This is a genomic window from Sphingomonas sp. (assembly GCF_041661825.1).
In the GTDB taxonomy this organism is placed as follows: domain Bacteria; phylum Pseudomonadota; class Alphaproteobacteria; order Sphingomonadales; family Sphingomonadaceae; genus Sphingomonas.
Genome location: NZ_JBAZTU010000001.1, coordinates 84,102 through 100,026 on the forward strand (window position 1 = coordinate 84,102; position 15,925 = coordinate 100,026).

Here is a 15,925-nt window from a genome sequence, read left to right on the forward strand (position 1 = left end):
ACGATTTTGCGTTCGGGCGACGAGTCTTCGAAAAAACCGCGGGCCGCGAAGCCGGCCAGGGTCCAGAGCAAGGACCGTGATATGGGGGCAGCGCTGCGCACCGTATATCAAAAGACGGTCGACGAATCGGTTCCGCCCGAGATGCTCGACCTCCTGAGCAAGCTCGACTGAGCGAGCGTATGGCGGACTCCGCCGCCGAGCCCCAGGCTCCGGCACGACTGAAGCTCGCTGCCCAGATTCCGACCGGCGCCAAGATTTTCCTGATCCTGAGCGCGGCATTGCTGCCGCTCGCCATCATCGCCTTCTTCGCCTCTTTGAAGACGACCCAGACCGCTGACGAAACCGCCCGCGCCCAGTTGCGCCTTGCCTCTGCAGAAAGCGCGCGCAAGCTCGCGATCGAACTGGTCGGCGATATGACGGCGCTACGCACCGCCCTCAACGCCCTCGACGCCGATCAGGGCGACGCGCCAAGCTGCGCCCGGGCACAGGGTGTGTTCGCGCAACAGGCAGTCAGCGGCACGCGCTTCGTCATCCGCGATCGCCGCGCCCGCCCGCTGTGCGGCGCGGATTTTCCGTCCGACCTGGCGCCGGTCGTCGCCGGTACCGATCCGATCGCGGCCCGAATCGTCCCCGGGCGCGGCCTGGTGCTGGCCATCGCCGGCGCCACCGGTGCGACCGGGACGGCCTTCTTTCCGACGCGTTTCCTTGCCGAAACCGGTCGGCCCAGCGATTTCGCGCCGCCTTATGAAGCGGTGCTTCTGCATGGCAGCGACTCTTTACCGGTGACCCAGCTCCCACCCCGCGGGGCGCTGGAACGGCGCGAGATGATGCGGACGTCGCTCGGCGTCGGCGGCCTGTCGCTCGAGACCAGCGTGCGCAGCGCCCCGATCACCTCCCCGCTCATGATCGCCATGCTGCTGCCGATCCTGATGTGGGCGGCGGCGGCCGGCATTGGCTGGTTCGTGGTCGATCGGCTGCTGATCCGCCCGCTGCGCCGCCTGCGCACCAGCGTCGCCGCCTATGTCCCCGGCGAGGAGATCGACCCGGCCGAGGTGCGCGCCCTCCCCGCCCAGGAGATCCGCGAACTGGGCGATACCTTCCGCATGATCAGCCGCACCGTCGCGGCGCACGAAGCGGGCCTCGCCGAAGGGCTGGTGCGCCAGACCCGGCTGACGCGCGAGGTTCATCACCGCGTGAAGAACAATCTCCAGGTCATCTCGAGCCTGATCAACTTCCATGCCCGCGGCGCGCGCAGCAAGGAAGCGACCGCCGCCTATGCCTCGATCCAGCGGCGCGTTGACGCACTCGCGGTCGTCCACCGCCACCATTTCGCTGAGCTGGAGGAGAATCGCGGGCTCTCGCTGCGCTCGGTGATCGGCGAGCTCGCCTCGAACATAAGGGCGACCGCACCGGAAGGATCTTCGCAACTGGCCATCGCGATCGATATCGATCCGTTCCTGGTCAACCAGGACGTGGCCATTGCCGTCGCCTTCCTGATCACCGAGATCGTCGAGCTGGCGATGACCTTCAATCCCACCGCGCAGATCCGCATCTCGGTGAAGCCGGACGAGAATGAGGCGCGCGCCCTGCTCCGCGTCAATTCGCCGGCGCTCATCGACGGCGACGATCTGCGCAAGGTGGTCGAGGAACGTTATGGCCGTGTGATGGAAGGCCTGTCGCGCCAGTTGCGCTCGAAGCTCCATCACGATCCCTTGGTCGGCGCCTATGAGATCGCGATCGCGATCACCGGACGCGACTGATTCAAGCGATTCAAAAGAATCGAAAAATTTTTTCGAATCCCTGGAACCGCTTCGCGAGAGCTACGTTCTTAGCCTCGGATAGTGAATTTATGCCCCCCCGCTCTCGCTATCCAAGACATGGGCCCGAAAGCGTCAACCCTCCCCCCCCGGTGGCGCTTTCGGGCCCAAATTCTTTTTGGATCAATGATATCGTGCCGTTGCTTCCACGGAACGAACGCGCGCGCCGATCATTGAGCCTTTGGCAAAAGCCAATCTCAGGAGATATTCGATGCGCAAGCTTGTTGGACTGGCCCTCGTCGCCGGAGCGCTGATGGTCAGCGCATGCAACACCGTCGAAGGCGTCGGCAAGGACGTGTCCTCCGCCGGCAGCACCGTCGCCAAGACAGCTGACGACGCCAAATAATCTGCCCCTCTAGGCAGACTGAGGCCCCCTCCCGACCGGGAGGGGGCCTTTTCTTTGCACCCGTTCCGCCAGCACGCGACGGCGAGCGCTATACCTTCTCGATTTCCGTGGTCTCGGTGTCCGAGGCGACTTTGGCGCGCTTGCGCTCGGTGAACCAGATGCCGATCAGCGCCAGCTCGTAGAGCAGGCAGAGCGGGATCGCGAGCAGCAGCTGCGACCCGATATCGGGCGGCGTCAGCACCGCGGCGATCGCGAAGGCCCCGACGATCGCATAGCGCCGCGCGCTGATCAATTGCTTGCGCGTGACGATTCCGGCGCGCTCCAGCAGCATCAGCACCACCGGCAGCAGGAACGAGACGCCGAACGCAAACAGGAACTGCATCACGAACGACAGATAATTGGCGACCGACGGCAGCGCCTCCTGCTTCACGCCGCCCCCAAGGTCGCCCTGATAAGACAGCAGGAAGTGCAGCGCCATCGGCACGGCGACGTAATAGGCCATTGCAGCGCCGCCGATGAACAGCACCGGTGTCGCCAGCAGGAAGGGCAGCAGCGCCTTCTTTTCCTGGCGGTACAGGCCCGGCGCCACGAATTGCCAGAGCTGGTTGGCGATTACCGGGAAGGACAGCATCATCGCCGCAAAGAAAGCGACCTTCACCTGGACGAAGAACGCCTCGAAAATCTGGGTGTAGATGACCTTGTTCTGCCCGGCCGCCGCCAGTGGATGGACGAGGAACCCGAAAATCTCCTCAGCGAAATAAAAGGCGACGAAGAAACTCACCACGATGGCGGCGACGCAATAGAGCAGCCGCCGCCTGAGCTCGATCAGGTGATCGAGCAAGGGCGCACGGCTGGCGTCGAGATCGTCCGTCGGCGCGTTCATGACTCGGCCTTGGCGGCAGGCTTGCGGACACGCTTGGCGGCCGGGGCCGCTTCCGGGTCGACCACAGCCTTGGCTTTCGCAGGAGACTTGCGGGCCGGCTTCGCCGCGGGCGCTGGCAGCGCCTCCGGCTCAGGCGCGGCGGCGATCAGCGGCGGCTCGACCAGCGCCGGGCCGGCATCCTCATGATCCACCACGGCCATGGGCAACATCTGCTGCGGCGTGGGCGGATGCTCGCGCATGATCCGCGCATTCTCCTCCGCCCATTTCTTTTCCATTTCCTGCAGTTCGGCCTCGCGCATCATCGAATCGAAGCCGGAGCGAAACTGCCGCGCGACGCCGCGCGCGCGCGACACCCAATAGCCGACGAAGCGCATCGCCTTGGGCAAGTCCTTGGGACCAATGACGAGCAGCGCCACGATCCCGACGAGCATCAATTCGGTGGGCGCGATATCGAACATTCGGAAACTCTATGAAAAGCCGTGGCCCCGATGGCGCGCCAGGGCCGTTTTCGGTGCGACGATAAAGATCACCATGCGGCCACGCGCGCGCCGGAATGCCGCAAGCGGCGCCGACGCGGCGTAGGTCCGCAACGCTCAGCGCTCCTCGCGCAGCTTCTCGCCCTCGACCTCGATCACGGGCTCGCCGACTTTCCGGTCGATCCGGCTCGGCTCCCGAGGCGTCTCTTCCTCTTCGGCCATGCCCTTCTTGAACTGCTTGATGCCCTTGGCGACGTCACCCATCATGTTCGAGAAGCGTCCGCCCCCGAGCACGAGGATCGCGATTACACCGAACACCAGCCAGTGCATCAGGCTGAAACTACCCATCACAAATCTCCTAGGACAGAGGCCTATCTAGGCCTCTTCGTCCGCATTTTCTACCTCGGTGTTCTCATCATCGTGCTCGCCGGCATGTTCCAGCGCGAGATCGACCGGATCGAGCAGCCCCGCCGCCTTGAGATCATCGATTCCCGGCAGGTCGCGCCTGCTGGCAAGGCCGAAATGGGCCAGGAATTCGGGCGTCGTCGCATAGAGCAGCGGCCGTCCCGGTACTTCGCGTCTTCCCGCGGGACGAATCCAGCCCGCCTCCATCAGCACGTCGAGCGTACCCTTTGAGATCTGCACGCCGCGAATCGCCTCGATCTCGGCGCGAGTCGCCGGCTCGTGATAGGCGATGATCGCCAGCGTCTCGATGCCGGCGCGGCTGAGCTTGCGCGGCTCCTCACGGTCGCGGCGGAGCAGATGCGCCATGTCGCCCGCAGTCTGGAAATGCCAGCGGTCGCCGCGCTTGACCAGTTCGATGCCGCGCCCGGCGAAATCGGCCTGAATCTCCTCCAGCACGCCGCGGACATTGTCGGCATTGCCCAGATGCGCGCGGATCGCATCCACCGTCATCGGCTCGGTCGCCGCGAACAGCACTGCCTCCACCGCGCGCGTCAAATCGTCGGCGCGCTTCATGCGGAACCCTTCAAATAGAGCGGGGCAAAGGGCGATTTCTGGCGCAGCTCGACCCTGCCCTGCCGCGCCAGTTCGAGCGCCGCGACGAAGCTGGAGGCGAGCGCCGACTTGCGGAAGATGCCGGACGCGGAGTCGGGCAGAAAGGTCTCGATCATGGCCCAGTCTATCCGTTCGCCGACAAGACGCGATACCCTCTCCAGTGCTGCTTCGAGCGTCATCACCGGCCGATTGGCGACGATGTGCATGACCGGGCGGGTGCGCGCGCTGATCCGGCCATAGGCGGAGATCAGGTCGTAGATCTCGGCCTGCCACAATGCCTTGCGCACCGTGCGCAGCCCTTCCGGCGCGCCGCGCAGGAAAACGTCGCGCTCCAGCCGGTCGCGCGCCATCAGCCGGGCGCCTGCCTCGCGCATCGCGTTGAGCCGTTCGAGCCGCAGCTGGAGGCGCAGCGCCAGTTCCTCGGGGCTCGGCTGCTCCTCCGGATCGCGCGGCAGCAGCAGCGCCGATTTGAGATAGGCGAGCCATGCCGCCATCACGAGATAATCGGCCGCGACCTCGAGCTTGATCGCCTTGGCCTGCTCGATGAAGCGCAGATACTGATCCACCAGCGCCAGGATCGATATCTCGCGCAGATCCACCTTCTGGTTGCGCGCAAGCGCCAGCAACAGGTCGAGCGGGCCTTCCCAGCCATCGATATCAAGGGTCAGCGTCTCGGCGTCGGAGTCCATCGGACCACGCTAACAGTTCCTCCCCCGGAGGGGGAAGAGGAGGAATTAGACCAGCGCCAGCAATGCATCCCGCTTCGCAATGAGGTCCGCCATCTCACCCCGGGGCTGCGTGCCCACGATGGTCGCCATCGCCCGTTCCAGCCGCCCCAACGACGTCGCCGATATTTCGCCCAACCGCTCGGCGATATCCTCCATCTCGTCCATCCGGCCCCAGCAATCGAGCACCAGGTCGCAGCCGGCCGCGATCGCGCCCGCCGCCTTGTCGCCGGCGCTACCGGTCAGCGCTTTCATGTCGATATCGTCGGTCATCAGCAGCCCATCAAAGCCGATCCGCCGACGGATCACGTCCTCGATCACGATCGGCGACAAGGTCGCGGGCCGCTCCGGATCCCACGCCTGGAAGATGATATGCGAGGTCATGCCCATCGGCGCACCGGCCAGGGCCTTGAACGGCGCGAGGTCGATCTCGAGTTCCGCGTCCGACGCCGTGACGGTCGGCAAATGATAATGGGTGTCGACCTTCGCCCGGCCGTGTCCCGGCATATGCTTGACCACGCCGACCACGCCGCCATCGCGCAGCCCCTCGATGATCGCCCGGCCCATCGCCGCGACGCGCATCGGCTCGGACCCCAGCGCGCGAGTGGAGATCGCCTCGGTGGTGTCGGGCTGCGATACGTCGAGCAGCGGCAGGCAGTCGACCGTGATCCCGACCTCGGCCAGCATCAGCGCGATCGCCTGGGCATTGGCGCGCGCCGCCTCGATCGCCGAGATCGGCGCTGTCTCGTACAGCGCGTCAAAGGCCGGGCCAGCCGGGAACGCCGGCCATTCCGGCGGCCCCATCCGCGCGACGCGCCCGCCCTCCTGGTCGATGAGGATCGGCAGGTCGTTGCGGCCCGACAGCGCACGCAGATTGTCGGTCAGCGCGCGAACCTGTGCCCGGTCCGCGATATTCCGTTTGAACAGGATATAGCCGGCCGGATCGGCCTCACCGAAAAAGGAGCGTTCCTCGGGCGTAAGAGTCAGGCCGGACAGGCCGTAGATGACGGGCTTCATGCGAGGTGACTAACAGCAACGTGGACCGTCCAAAAGCCCTCCCCCAACAGGGAGGATAATTGCATACGATGCGCCCGGGCGAACGATCCGAAGCAAGGGTTCACGCGAAGGCGCGTAAATGAGATCGAATTCGACGCTAACAGGGCGAAACAGGGCACAGATTTTTTCTCTCCCTGTTATTTCCAACTTTGTTGGAGATTTCTTTATTATATTTCAATATATTACTGCACTTTCTCCCTGTTCCTGAATAACAGGGAGAAATTCACACGGAACAGGGAGGGCTCGCGCGCTAACAGGGCGATTTTCTCCGTAACAGGGACGGGTGAGGCAAGGAGACCACGACCGTCATGGGAAAGAGCGGGCCGGCATTTCGTCACGCTCCGGCCACTCTCCATGGTGCACAGATTCGGAGCGACGTTGAATCGATCGAGAACCGATTTCGAGCAGACTGCGCGGTCGTGGCACCTTCGCGTGACCCTGTTTCTCGTTTCATCAGCCCTGAAACGCGGCGCGCCCAAATGCGACGGCCCCTCCCCTGAAGGGAAGGGGCTAAAAACTCAGTCGTTCGCGACGAAGCAGGCCTCGCCCGCGACCTTCAGCCTGCCGCACAGCTCCGATGCCGCGCCCGCGCTGCCCGCATTGACGCGCAGGCGGAACACCGTACGGCCATTCACTTCGGCCTTCTGCACCGACTTGCCGAGCGGGGCGAGATAAGTGAAGCGCTTCGCCGCACGCGCCCAGGCATCATTGGCCGAGCCTTCGTCGGGGAAGGAGCCCAGCTGCACCAGCGACCCGCGCGATGCCGGACCCGTCGCGGGCGCGGCTGACGGCGTGGCCGCCGTCAGCTTGCCGCCCGAGGCCGGGATCGCCACGACTGCCTTGCTCGACCCGCCGGTGACCGGCGCGGCAGGCGCCGCCTTCGTCCCCGCAACGGGCGTTTCCGGCGTCGCGTTGAGATCGATCGACGCATTTCCCCCACCCGCGCCGTCGCTGGTCGCGACCGCGACTTCGCCTTCGCCCTCGACCTTCAGGCCGCCGGGATCGTCGGGCTTGACCTTGTAGTCGCCTTCCTGCGCGACGATCAGTGCGCCATTGCCATCGGCACCCTGATGCTGCTGGTACCAATAATAGCCGAAGATCGCCGCCGCGATGATCGCAAGGCCAAGGATGACCATGAGGACTACGCGCAGGACCGAGGGGCCCTGATCGTAATCCTCGTCGACGGTTTCGAGCCAGGGCAGCCGATCCTCGTCGCGGACCTCATAGTCGCTCGACGTCGTCATCAGTTCATCTCCTGGACCGCCTGCACCCCCATGATGCCGAGTCCGTTGCGGATGATTTGCCCGATAGCGTCGGCCAAGAAAAGGCGCGCGCAGGTGACCGCAGGATTGTCCACGATCAGGAAACGACGGTCCGGCCGGTCGTTGCCGACATTCCACAACGCGTGGAATTCAGCCGCCAGGTCATAGAGATAAAAGGCAATTCTATGCGGTTCACGCGCCGTCGCCGCAGTTTCCACGACGCGCGGGAACTGTGCAGCACGCTTCACCAGCGCCAAGTCTTCCGTTTCAAGTTGGGACAGGTCGACGGAGTCGCACGTAATACCCGCCTCCGCCGCCCGCCGATGAAGCGAAGCAACGCGGGCATGCGCATACTGAACGTAAAAGACCGGATTGTCCTTCGACGCCTCGACAACCTTGGCGAAATCGAAGTCCATCTGTGCGTCGGACTTGCGGGTCAGCATGGTGAAGCGCACGACATCCTTGCCGACTTCGCGCACGACATCGGCCAGAGTCACGAAATTGCCCGAACGCTTGGACATCTTCACCGGCTCGCCGGCGCGCAGCAGGCGCACCATCTGGACCAGCTTCACGTCGAACCGCGTCTTGCCGCCAGTCAGCGCCTGCACTGCCGCGACGATCCGCTTCACCGTGCCGGCATGGTCGGCGCCCCAGATGTCGATCAGCGCGTCCGCGGTCTGCGCCTTCTGGTAATGATAAGCGAGATCGGCGCCGAAATAGGTCCATTGGCCGTTCGATTTTTTGATCGGCCGGTCCTGGTCGTCACCGAATTGCGACGAGCGGAATAGCGGCAGCATCACCGGTTCCCAATCCTCGGGCGTCTCGCCCTTGGGCGCTTCGAGCATGCCGTCATAGACGAGGCCGCGTGCGCGCAACTCTGCCTCGGCCGCTTCGGGCTTGCCGGCGGCCTGCAACTCGGCCTCGGACGAGAACAGGTTGTGATGGATGCCGAGCAGGGCGAGATCGGCCTTGATCAGCTCCATCATCGCCGCGACCGCGCGCTGGCGGAACAGTATCAGCCACTCGCTCTCCGGCGCGTCGACATATGTATCGCCGAATTCGGCGGCGAGTGCCTGGCCCACCGGAACGAGATAATCGCCCGGATACAGGCCTTCCGGAATGTCGCCGATATCGGCGCCCAGCGCCTCGCGATAGCGAAGGTGGACCGACCGGGAGAGCGTATCGACCTGGCCGCCCGCGTCGTTGACATAATATTCGCGGATCACTTTCGCGCCGGCGAATTCGAGCAGGCTGGCCAAAGCATCGCCCACCACCGCACCACGGCAATGGCCCATATGCATCGGCCCCGTCGGGTTCGCCGAGACATATTCGATATTCACCGTGGTGCCCGCGCCTTTGGTCGAGCGGCCATAATCAGCGGCCTCGTCGCGGATCGTCGATAGTTCCGAACGCCAGACATCGTCGGTCAGCGCGAGGTTGATGAAGCCCGGCCCGGCCACCGAGACAGCCTGAACCTCGTCGAGCTTGCCCAGTTCAGCCGCGATCTTCTCCGCCAACATGCGCGGGTTGGTCCCGGCAGGCTTGGCCAGCACCATCGCCGCGTTGGTCGCGAGGTCGCCATGGCTCGGGTCGCGCGGCGGCTCGACGGTGACATTGGCGCGATCCAGCCCGGCGGGCAGATCGCCCGCCGCGACAAGGGTATCAAGCGCCGCATCGAGATGCGCGGCGAAACGGATGTAAAGAGTCATTGCTGGTCCGGTCTAAAGAGCGAGCGCGGCCCTTAGCGGATGGAACGCCTACACTCAAATCGCGCGGGGGTCGGGCCGGCGAGGCACCTCCGGTTGCAGGTGTGAGCCTATAAAAAAACCTGGCCCCGCCAGCCCTTCCCCGTCGCCGGGGATCCAGCTGGCCTAGCTACGCACCAGACCCTCGATCGGACGCACCATCCCCGCATCGGGAAACAGCGCCTTCATCGCCCGCCCCGGCTCGATCCCGAAATGCTCGGCCACGGCGCCTGCGATGAACGCGTCGAGCTGCATGGTCGGCTTGAGATCGCGCCCTTCGAACAGCGCCGTCTGACCGAGCCCCGGCCAGTCCGCCAGCACGCGCCCGCCCTTCACATCGCCGCCGATCAGCATCGCCGCGCTCGCGGTGCCATGATCCGTCCCGCCGGTACCGTTGATCGCCACCGTCCGCCCGAATTCAGTCGCGACCAGCACCATCGTATCGGCCCAGAGCGGCCCGAGCCCCGCCTGCAAGGCCCCCACCATCCCGTCGAGCCCGCGCAGCTGCGCGCCAAGCCGCCCGCGCTGCTGGGCATGTGTATCCCATCCGCCGGTCTCGATCATCGCGATCCGTGCGCCGTTCGCGGGCGCGAGCAACTTCGCCGCCAGCGCACCGGTCGCGGCGGCATTCTTGCCGTCATCATTGGTCATGCCATTGGTCAGCATGCGCGTGGCCATCGCCTCGCTCCACAAGGCGTGAAGCTGGGCGTCGCCCTGATAGAGCATGGCGACGCGCTCCATCAGCCCCTCCGAAGCATCCGGCAGCGCGGACGGCGCGTAGGATGACACCTCATGGCTGCCGCGCATCGCCATCGGTACCGTCACCGAGATAGCGATTGCCTTGGCCTGAGTCGGCGGCAGGATGTTGAGCATCCGATTGAGCCAGCCGTCCTTGACCTGATAGGCCCCCGCCCCGCCCGTCTCGAGCACATTCTGCCCGTCGAAATGCGACCGGTCGCGATAGGGTGAGGCGATCGCATGCGCGAACAGCGCCTGCCCCTGCCCGTAGAGGGCGCCGATGCCGTTGAGCGAGGGGTGCAGCGCGAACATGGAATCGAGCTTCGTCGCAGTCGCGAAGTCATCAGCGAGCATGCCGCGCGCGCCGGCAAAGGCGGGGTCGCCCACCGCGGCGACCGTGCCGAGCCCGTCCGCCGCGCCGCGCTGGATGATGAAGACGAAGCGTTTGTCGGTCTCCGCCCTGGCAAAGGCCATACGCGGGGAAAGGCCCAGCGCCAGGGTGCCGACCGTGGCGGCACCGATGAAGGAGCGACGATCGATCATCTCTATCTCCGCATGAATTCGGGGGCGACGAGCAGCAGGGCAAGCGCCTGCCCCGCGCTTTCGGCCCGGGCAAGCGCCTGCGCGGTCGTGGTCGACAGCGTCGCGGGGAACAGCTTCGGCGCCAGGGTGCGCGCGTCGACCTGCGCGCCGGCCCGCGCCGAAAAGCGCTCCGCTGCCTCGACCCGCCGCAGGATCGCGTCGGGTCCGGCCCAGCTCGCCGCGATATCGTCATATCCGGCCGGCGATCCCGGCTTCCACGCCGGCTGGCCGAGCTGGTTGAGGAGAGTCACCACTGCCTGGGGCCGCACTTCCTTCATGCCGAGTGCGCGATAGGACGAGATCGACCATTCCCACGGCGTCTTGAATTTGGCTGGCTGCGCAACCCAGGTTTCGGGTGATTCGATCAGCACGCGGTAGAGACTGGGAAGATCTCCGCCCGTCTTCAGGAAGCTTGTCTGCAGGCGCTGCACCAACGCCGGAGCCGGTGCGTCGCCGGTGAAATGCCGCGCCAGCTTGGTGGCGATATGCATCGCGGTTGCCGGATGGACCGCCAGGTCGTCCAGCACTGCCTGCGCCTGCGCTTCGCCATTCTGGCCATAGCTCTTGCCCATGATCGTGCGCGTGCCGGGCTCGTGCAACGGCGCGGCGAACACGAAATCGCCCGGCGTGCCCGCCACGCCGGCCGCGCGGGCGAAGATGCCCCGGGTCAGCCCGGCGACGCTCCAGCCCGTCATCGCCCGGGCGAATTCAGTCACATCGGCCTGGGCATATCCGGTGCGGACGCCAAGCGTGTGCAGTTCCATGATCTCGCGGGCGAGATTCTCGTTCAGTCCCAGATTGCGGTTGCCGCGTGCCATGGCACGTGCGCCCGCCGGGCTGTTCGGCCCGACCGACTGCGCCTGGTCGAGATAGAGCAGCATCGCCGGATGGCGCTCGACCGCGTTCAGCATATCCCCGAAGGTGCCCAGCACATGCGGCCGGATCGCCTCGAACTCGAGCAGCCCGCCCAGGCCGACCACCTGAACCTTGTCGATCGAGATCGCGAAATGGTTCGCCCAGAAATGCACCAGCCGCTCGACGAACGGCGCCGACGTGACAAGCGCCGCCGATGTCCGCGCGCCGACCGCGCCGACATAATAATCCCGTGCCTGGCGTTGGGCGAACTGCCGTGCCTGTTTCACCGGATCGTTCGCATCAGAATCGTCGACCTTCCCGGCCCGCGCCATTGTGGCCGGCGCCATCGCTTCTCCGGTCATCGCCGGCTCGGCAGGAGCGGCGGGGTGCTGCCGCCCCGGCCCCATTCCCGATTCGCGGCGGAGCATGCGCGCCTGGTCGATATAGTCGGACAGCTCTCCCGCGATGATCCGGCGGGCGGGCAGCGCGGCGATCGCCGCGGGTCTCGGATCGAACGCGTCGAACTGATTCAACAGCCATTTTCGCGGGTCGCCCGGCGCGGCCTCGTCGGGCCTGGCCCCCAGTCCGAATCGATTCAGCGCAGTGCCGGCGTCCGCCATGATCCTGTTCCCATCGTCCTCGCGCCCCTTTTACACCCTTGATGTCGCGAGAGTTTGTCAATTCGGAGCAGCGAAACGGTTCACCGTCCGTTTCTTGCAACTGGTCGCGCAATCTTTGCGGTTGGGATTTTGCTGCAGTGCAATAATCTGAGCCCACAAGACGAGCGGTGAGGATGCTGATCTGGCTTTCGAGCAACGAAAGGAAAGATCCATGACCAAGACCCTCCCCAAGACGCTCCTCGCTGCCGCCGCGATGCTGGCGACCCTCTCCGCCCCCGCTTTCGCCAAGGATGCAGCGCCCGAGCGCAAGTTCACCCGCGACGGCCAGACCTATGTCTACACCATGGCCGTCAAGGCGAACCGCGTCGTCATCAGCGGCCGCCGTTATCCATCGGGCAGCGCATTCCAGTTCACCGTTCGCGGCGACCAGATCAGCGGCGTCTCCGGTGGCGAGCCCGTCTCCTTCACCGTCAAGGGCGCCCAGGCCAAGCTGACCCCGGTCGCGCTCGCTTCGCGCTAAAACCCCTCGGGCAGGTCGATCGGCCCGACCACCTCGCGATAGCGGGTGACGGCATAGCGATCGGTCATTCCCGCGATGAAATCGGCAATGTGGCGGCTGCGTGCGGGTTCCTCCGCGGGCAGCCTCCCGTGCCAGTCGGCGGGCATCCGGCCCGGGTCCGCGCGATAGGCCCCGAACAACCCCGCCACGAGTTCTCCGGCGATGCGCGCCGCTTCGAGCTGGCGCGGATGGTGATAGAGATTGGCGTACATGAAGCGTTTGAGCGACCGCTCGGCTTCCCGCATCTCCTCCGAGAAACCAGCAAGGCACGTTCCCGTGGCCCGCACATCCTCCGCCGTATCGATCCCTGCTTCGTCGACACGTCGCCGCGTCTCGGCGATCAGGTCGTTGACCATCGTGCCGATCTGCGACCGCACAAGCTCACCGACCAGCCGATCGGGCGCGATATCGGGAAAGCGTTTCCGGGTTGCGTCCCACCCGGCTGCCACCACCGGCACCGTGAGGATCTGGTCGAGCGTCAGCAGCCCCGCGCGTAGCCCGTCGTCGATATCGTGATTGTCATAGGCGATGTCATCGGCGATCGCGGCGACCTGCGCCTCGAGCGACGGCCAGCGCGTCAGGTCGAGCGGAAACGCCGCATCGGCCTCGGCCAGCGCCCATTGCGGCTTCACGATGGGCCCATTGTGCTTGGCCAGCCCCTCAAGCGTTTCCCAGGTGAGGTTCAACCCGTTCCAGCGCGGATACGGGCTGTCGATCACCATCAGCGCGCGCAGCGTGTTGCCGTTGTGGTCGAACCCGCCCTGCCCCGTCAGCGCCTCCTTCAGCGCATCCTCGCCTGCGTGGCCGAAGGGCGGATGGCCGATATCGTGCGCCAGGCATAGCGCCTCGGTCAGATCCTCGTTCAGCCCGAGCGCGCGCGCGACGGTGCGGCCGATCTGCGCGACCTCGAGGCTGTGAGTCAGGCGGACGCGGAAATGGTCGCCATCGGGCGCCATGAACACCTGGGTCTTGTGGCGCAGCCGACGAAAACTGATCGAATGGATGATGCGGTCCCGGTCGCGCTGGAACGCATCGCGCGGGCCCCGCACGGTTTCGCGCTGTTCGTCGTGCAGCCGGCCGCAGCTCTTCGCCGGATCCGCGGCCCAGGGCGCGTGACGCGGGGCGTCGCTCACTTCGCAGCCAGCTTCGTGACCTTTTGGCCCGCGTCGCTGGTGAAGGTGAAGGCCGACAGGCCCTCCTTGGAGAGCGCGTTGACGAAAGCGCGAGCCTCGTCATTGGTCTTGAACGGCCCGGCGAGCACGCGGTTGGTGGCACGCAGCGGCGTGGTCCAGCCGGACTTGCCCTTGAACGCGGCCGGCGCCTTGGCGCGGACCTTCTCCCATTCCTTGGGCAAGGTCGCTTCATTCGCCCCGCCCGCGACTTGTACCCAGATGCGCGACGGCTCCAGGACCTTGGGATCGTTCTTCTTTTTCAGCTCCGCCGCCTTTTTCGCATCGGCGAGCTTCTTTGCTTCGGCCATCCTCTTCGTCTCAGCCGCTTTCTTGTCGGCCAGTACCTGCTTGTCAGCCGCTGCTTTCTTCGCCGCCGCTTCGCGCGCGGTAGCGGCGGTATCGACCGGCTCCGGCGCTGCCCGGACGGGTGCGGACACCACCGGCGCCGGTGGCGGGTCGGCCTGGGCGGTTTCGACCGGTGGATTGTCCACCAATTCGGATCCGGGCACGGAAATATTGGCGATGATGCTGGCGAGGATCGAATCCTCGCTCCGCACCGGGCTCGGTGCGGCTGCTACCGGGCGCTCCGGCAGGGAGGTCACCGCAGGCGCCGAAGCCGGCGGCGGCGTTGACGCTGCCGCCATGGCGGGCGCCGCTGCCCCAGGTGTCGGCGCAGCGGTCGACGCGGCCGGCGGCGGCGTGTTGTCCGATGGCTGGGAAACGGATTCCGGAGCCCGCGTGCTGGTTTCGGCGGCAGACGGAGCAGGCGGGCCTGCCACGGTCGCGGGGCGGTTCGGCAGCGCCGACGACGCAAGCACTACCGGCCGGGAGGTGGAGGGCGGTGGCGATCCGGGACGGCCGACCTCTGACTGGGTCGGCGCGGCGGCTACCCGTGTGTCAGCTTCTGCCGCCGGAGTGCGCCGTTCCGGGGCGACAGTCGGCGTCGAGGCCACAACCGTCGCGGGTCGCGATCCGGTCACCGGTGCGAGCGTCATGCTCTGTCGCCCGGCCTCCGGCGCGCGCGCCAGCGCCTGGACTGTGCCCGGCTGCACATAGGGCATCTGATCGACCGGTTCCGTGCTGGCGACATAGACCGGCGGCTGAGGCAGCGGCGGAGCCTGGGGCTGCACCTGCGGCGGCGGCACGGTCGCCACCTGCACCGCATCCTGCTTGCCGCGTTTCTTGCGCCGGTTGCGGCGATCGTCCTGCGGGGCTTTGGGTTGGGCCTGCACCACCGCAACGACGGCCGGCGTGGCAATGCCGGGTTCGGGCGTCAGCGGTGCAAGCGCCGGAATCATCCGGGCGTCAGCGATCCGCTCGGGCGTCGGGCGCAGCTCGCCGAAATGCACGGCAAAGGCACGATCGGTCGGCCCCAGGCCGGGAAGCCGCTCGAAAAACGGCAACAACCCCTGGGCGAGCCCGGGAGGCATCATGTTGGTCGCGATGCGCGACGCACCCTGATCGTCGCCATTCATCGCCAGGATGAAGGCGCGCGCGCGCCACGCGCCGCGATCGCTTCGGCGGACCAGCGGATCGAGCTGCTGCAACGCCATGTCGCGCTTGCCCGATATGCCGAGCGACAGGGCGTAGCGCCGGATCGTCTCGTCGGCCGGCCCGTCCTTCAGCGCCAGGCGGTAATCGCGCTGGGCGCGTTCCTGCTGGCCGATCAGGTCATAGGCCAGGCCGCGATCGGCGGCGTAGGCGCGCGGATCGAGCCCGAGCGCTTCGGCCTCGCCGAACCGGCGCAACGCTTCGCCGGGCCGCTCGGCCTGGACGAGCAGGCTGCCCGTGCCGGCCTTGATCCTGGCGTTGCGCGGATCGAGCCGTTCGGCCCGCGCGAAGAAGGTCGCCGCCGCTGTCGGGTCACCCAGCTTCAGCGCCAGTTCGCCTGCGCGCACCAGGGCGTTGATGTCGAGGGGGTTGGCCGCCAGCAGCCGCATTTCCGCGGCAAGCTCGTCGCCCAGCGGATTAAGCGGCTGAACTTGTGCCTGCGCGACCGCGGGCACTGCCGACAATGGCAATGCGAGCACGGCAGCAGACCCGAAAAGGCGGAAAACGCGCATGAGGAACCA

The 15,925-nt window shown here is 66.3% G+C and carries 16 protein-coding genes; 4 read left to right on the forward strand and 12 right to left on the reverse strand.

Annotated features, from left to right (window positions below; all coding sequences use genetic code 11):
• Nucleotides 1-81 precede the first annotated feature (81 nt).
• The 3 genes from WC729_RS00365 (at nucleotide 82) to WC729_RS00375 (ending at nucleotide 2,163) form a co-directional block, all read left to right on the forward strand.
• Nucleotides 82-171: a NepR family anti-sigma factor gene (locus WC729_RS00365; RefSeq protein WP_372848378.1), complete on the forward strand. Its 90-nt coding sequence runs from the start codon at nucleotides 82-84 to the stop codon at nucleotides 169-171.
• An 8-nt stretch (nucleotides 172-179) separates the two neighbouring features.
• Nucleotides 180-1,760 carry a sensor histidine kinase gene (locus tag WC729_RS00370; protein WP_372848380.1) on the forward strand — a complete coding sequence of 527 codons (1,581 nt, stop codon included), beginning with the start codon at nucleotides 180-182 and terminating at the stop codon, nucleotides 1,758-1,760.
• Nucleotides 1,761-2,028: 268 nt separating this feature from the next.
• Complete coding sequence (locus WC729_RS00375) at nucleotides 2,029-2,163, forward strand: entericidin A/B family lipoprotein (RefSeq protein WP_372848382.1); 135 nt, start codon at nucleotides 2,029-2,031, stop codon at nucleotides 2,161-2,163.
• An 88-nt stretch (nucleotides 2,164-2,251) separates the two neighbouring features.
• On the opposite strand, the gene tatC is transcribed toward WC729_RS00375, so the two are convergent.
• The 10 genes from tatC to WC729_RS00425 form a co-directional block, all read right to left on the reverse strand.
• Nucleotides 2,252-3,046: a twin-arginine translocase subunit TatC gene (gene tatC / locus WC729_RS00380; protein ID WP_372848384.1), complete on the reverse strand. Its 795-nt coding sequence runs from the start codon at nucleotides 3,044-3,046 to the stop codon at nucleotides 2,252-2,254.
• Entirely contained in the window at nucleotides 3,043-3,504 is a 462-nt protein-coding gene (gene tatB, locus WC729_RS00385; protein ID WP_372848386.1) for a Sec-independent protein translocase protein TatB, read from the reverse strand. The genes tatC and tatB overlap by 4 nt, the downstream gene beginning before the upstream one ends.
• Nucleotides 3,505-3,639: 135 nt before the next feature.
• A complete protein-coding gene (locus WC729_RS00390; RefSeq protein ID WP_372848388.1) occupies nucleotides 3,640-3,870 on the reverse strand; it encodes a twin-arginine translocase TatA/TatE family subunit in 231 nt (76 codons plus the stop codon).
• Between the two features lie 27 nt (nucleotides 3,871-3,897).
• Entirely contained in the window at nucleotides 3,898-4,500 is a 603-nt protein-coding gene (gene scpB / locus WC729_RS00395; RefSeq protein ID WP_372848390.1) for an SMC-Scp complex subunit ScpB, read from the reverse strand.
• The gene (locus WC729_RS00400; protein ID WP_372848392.1) at nucleotides 4,497-5,228 is read right to left on the reverse strand and encodes a ScpA family protein; all 732 of its coding nucleotides are present in this window, start codon (nucleotides 5,226-5,228) and stop codon (nucleotides 4,497-4,499) included. The genes scpB and WC729_RS00400 overlap by 4 nt, the downstream gene beginning before the upstream one ends.
• A 45-nt stretch (nucleotides 5,229-5,273) precedes the next feature.
• Nucleotides 5,274-6,281, reverse strand: a complete 1,008-nt coding sequence (locus WC729_RS00405; protein ID WP_372848394.1) for a glycoside hydrolase family 3 N-terminal domain-containing protein — start codon at nucleotides 6,279-6,281, stop codon at nucleotides 5,274-5,276.
• 557 nt (nucleotides 6,282-6,838) lie between these two features.
• A complete protein-coding gene (locus WC729_RS00410; protein ID WP_372848396.1) occupies nucleotides 6,839-7,564 on the reverse strand; it encodes an SPOR domain-containing protein in 726 nt (241 codons plus the stop codon).
• Nucleotides 7,564-9,291 (reverse strand): arginine--tRNA ligase, encoded by a 1,728-nt coding sequence (argS, locus tag WC729_RS00415; RefSeq protein ID WP_372848398.1) that lies wholly within the window; start codon nucleotides 9,289-9,291, stop codon nucleotides 7,564-7,566. The genes WC729_RS00410 and argS overlap by 1 nt, the downstream gene beginning before the upstream one ends.
• Before the next feature lie 162 nt (nucleotides 9,292-9,453).
• Nucleotides 9,454-10,608, reverse strand: coding sequence for a DUF1501 domain-containing protein (locus WC729_RS00420; RefSeq protein WP_372848400.1), 1,155 nt, complete (start codon nucleotides 10,606-10,608; stop codon nucleotides 9,454-9,456).
• Nucleotides 10,609-10,610: 2 nt separating this feature from the next.
• On the reverse strand, nucleotides 10,611-12,122 hold the full coding sequence (locus tag WC729_RS00425; protein WP_372848402.1) for a DUF1800 family protein: 1,512 nt from the start codon (nucleotides 12,120-12,122) through the stop codon (nucleotides 10,611-10,613).
• Nucleotides 12,123-12,333: 211 nt separating this feature from the next.
• Here WC729_RS00425 and WC729_RS00430 point away from each other — a divergent pair, with 211 nt between their 5' ends.
• Nucleotides 12,334-12,642 carry a hypothetical protein gene (locus WC729_RS00430; RefSeq protein ID WP_372848404.1) on the forward strand — a complete coding sequence of 103 codons (309 nt, stop codon included), beginning with the start codon at nucleotides 12,334-12,336 and terminating at the stop codon, nucleotides 12,640-12,642.
• Here the strand turns inward: WC729_RS00430 and WC729_RS00435 are convergent.
• Entirely contained in the window at nucleotides 12,639-13,814 is a 1,176-nt protein-coding gene (locus WC729_RS00435; RefSeq protein ID WP_372848406.1) for a deoxyguanosinetriphosphate triphosphohydrolase, read from the reverse strand. The genes WC729_RS00430 and WC729_RS00435 overlap by 4 nt on opposite strands.
• Nucleotides 13,811-15,916, reverse strand: coding sequence for an SPOR domain-containing protein (locus WC729_RS00440; RefSeq protein ID WP_372848408.1), 2,106 nt, complete (start codon nucleotides 15,914-15,916; stop codon nucleotides 13,811-13,813). The genes WC729_RS00435 and WC729_RS00440 overlap by 4 nt, the downstream gene beginning before the upstream one ends.
• Nucleotides 15,917-15,925 lie beyond the last annotated feature (9 nt).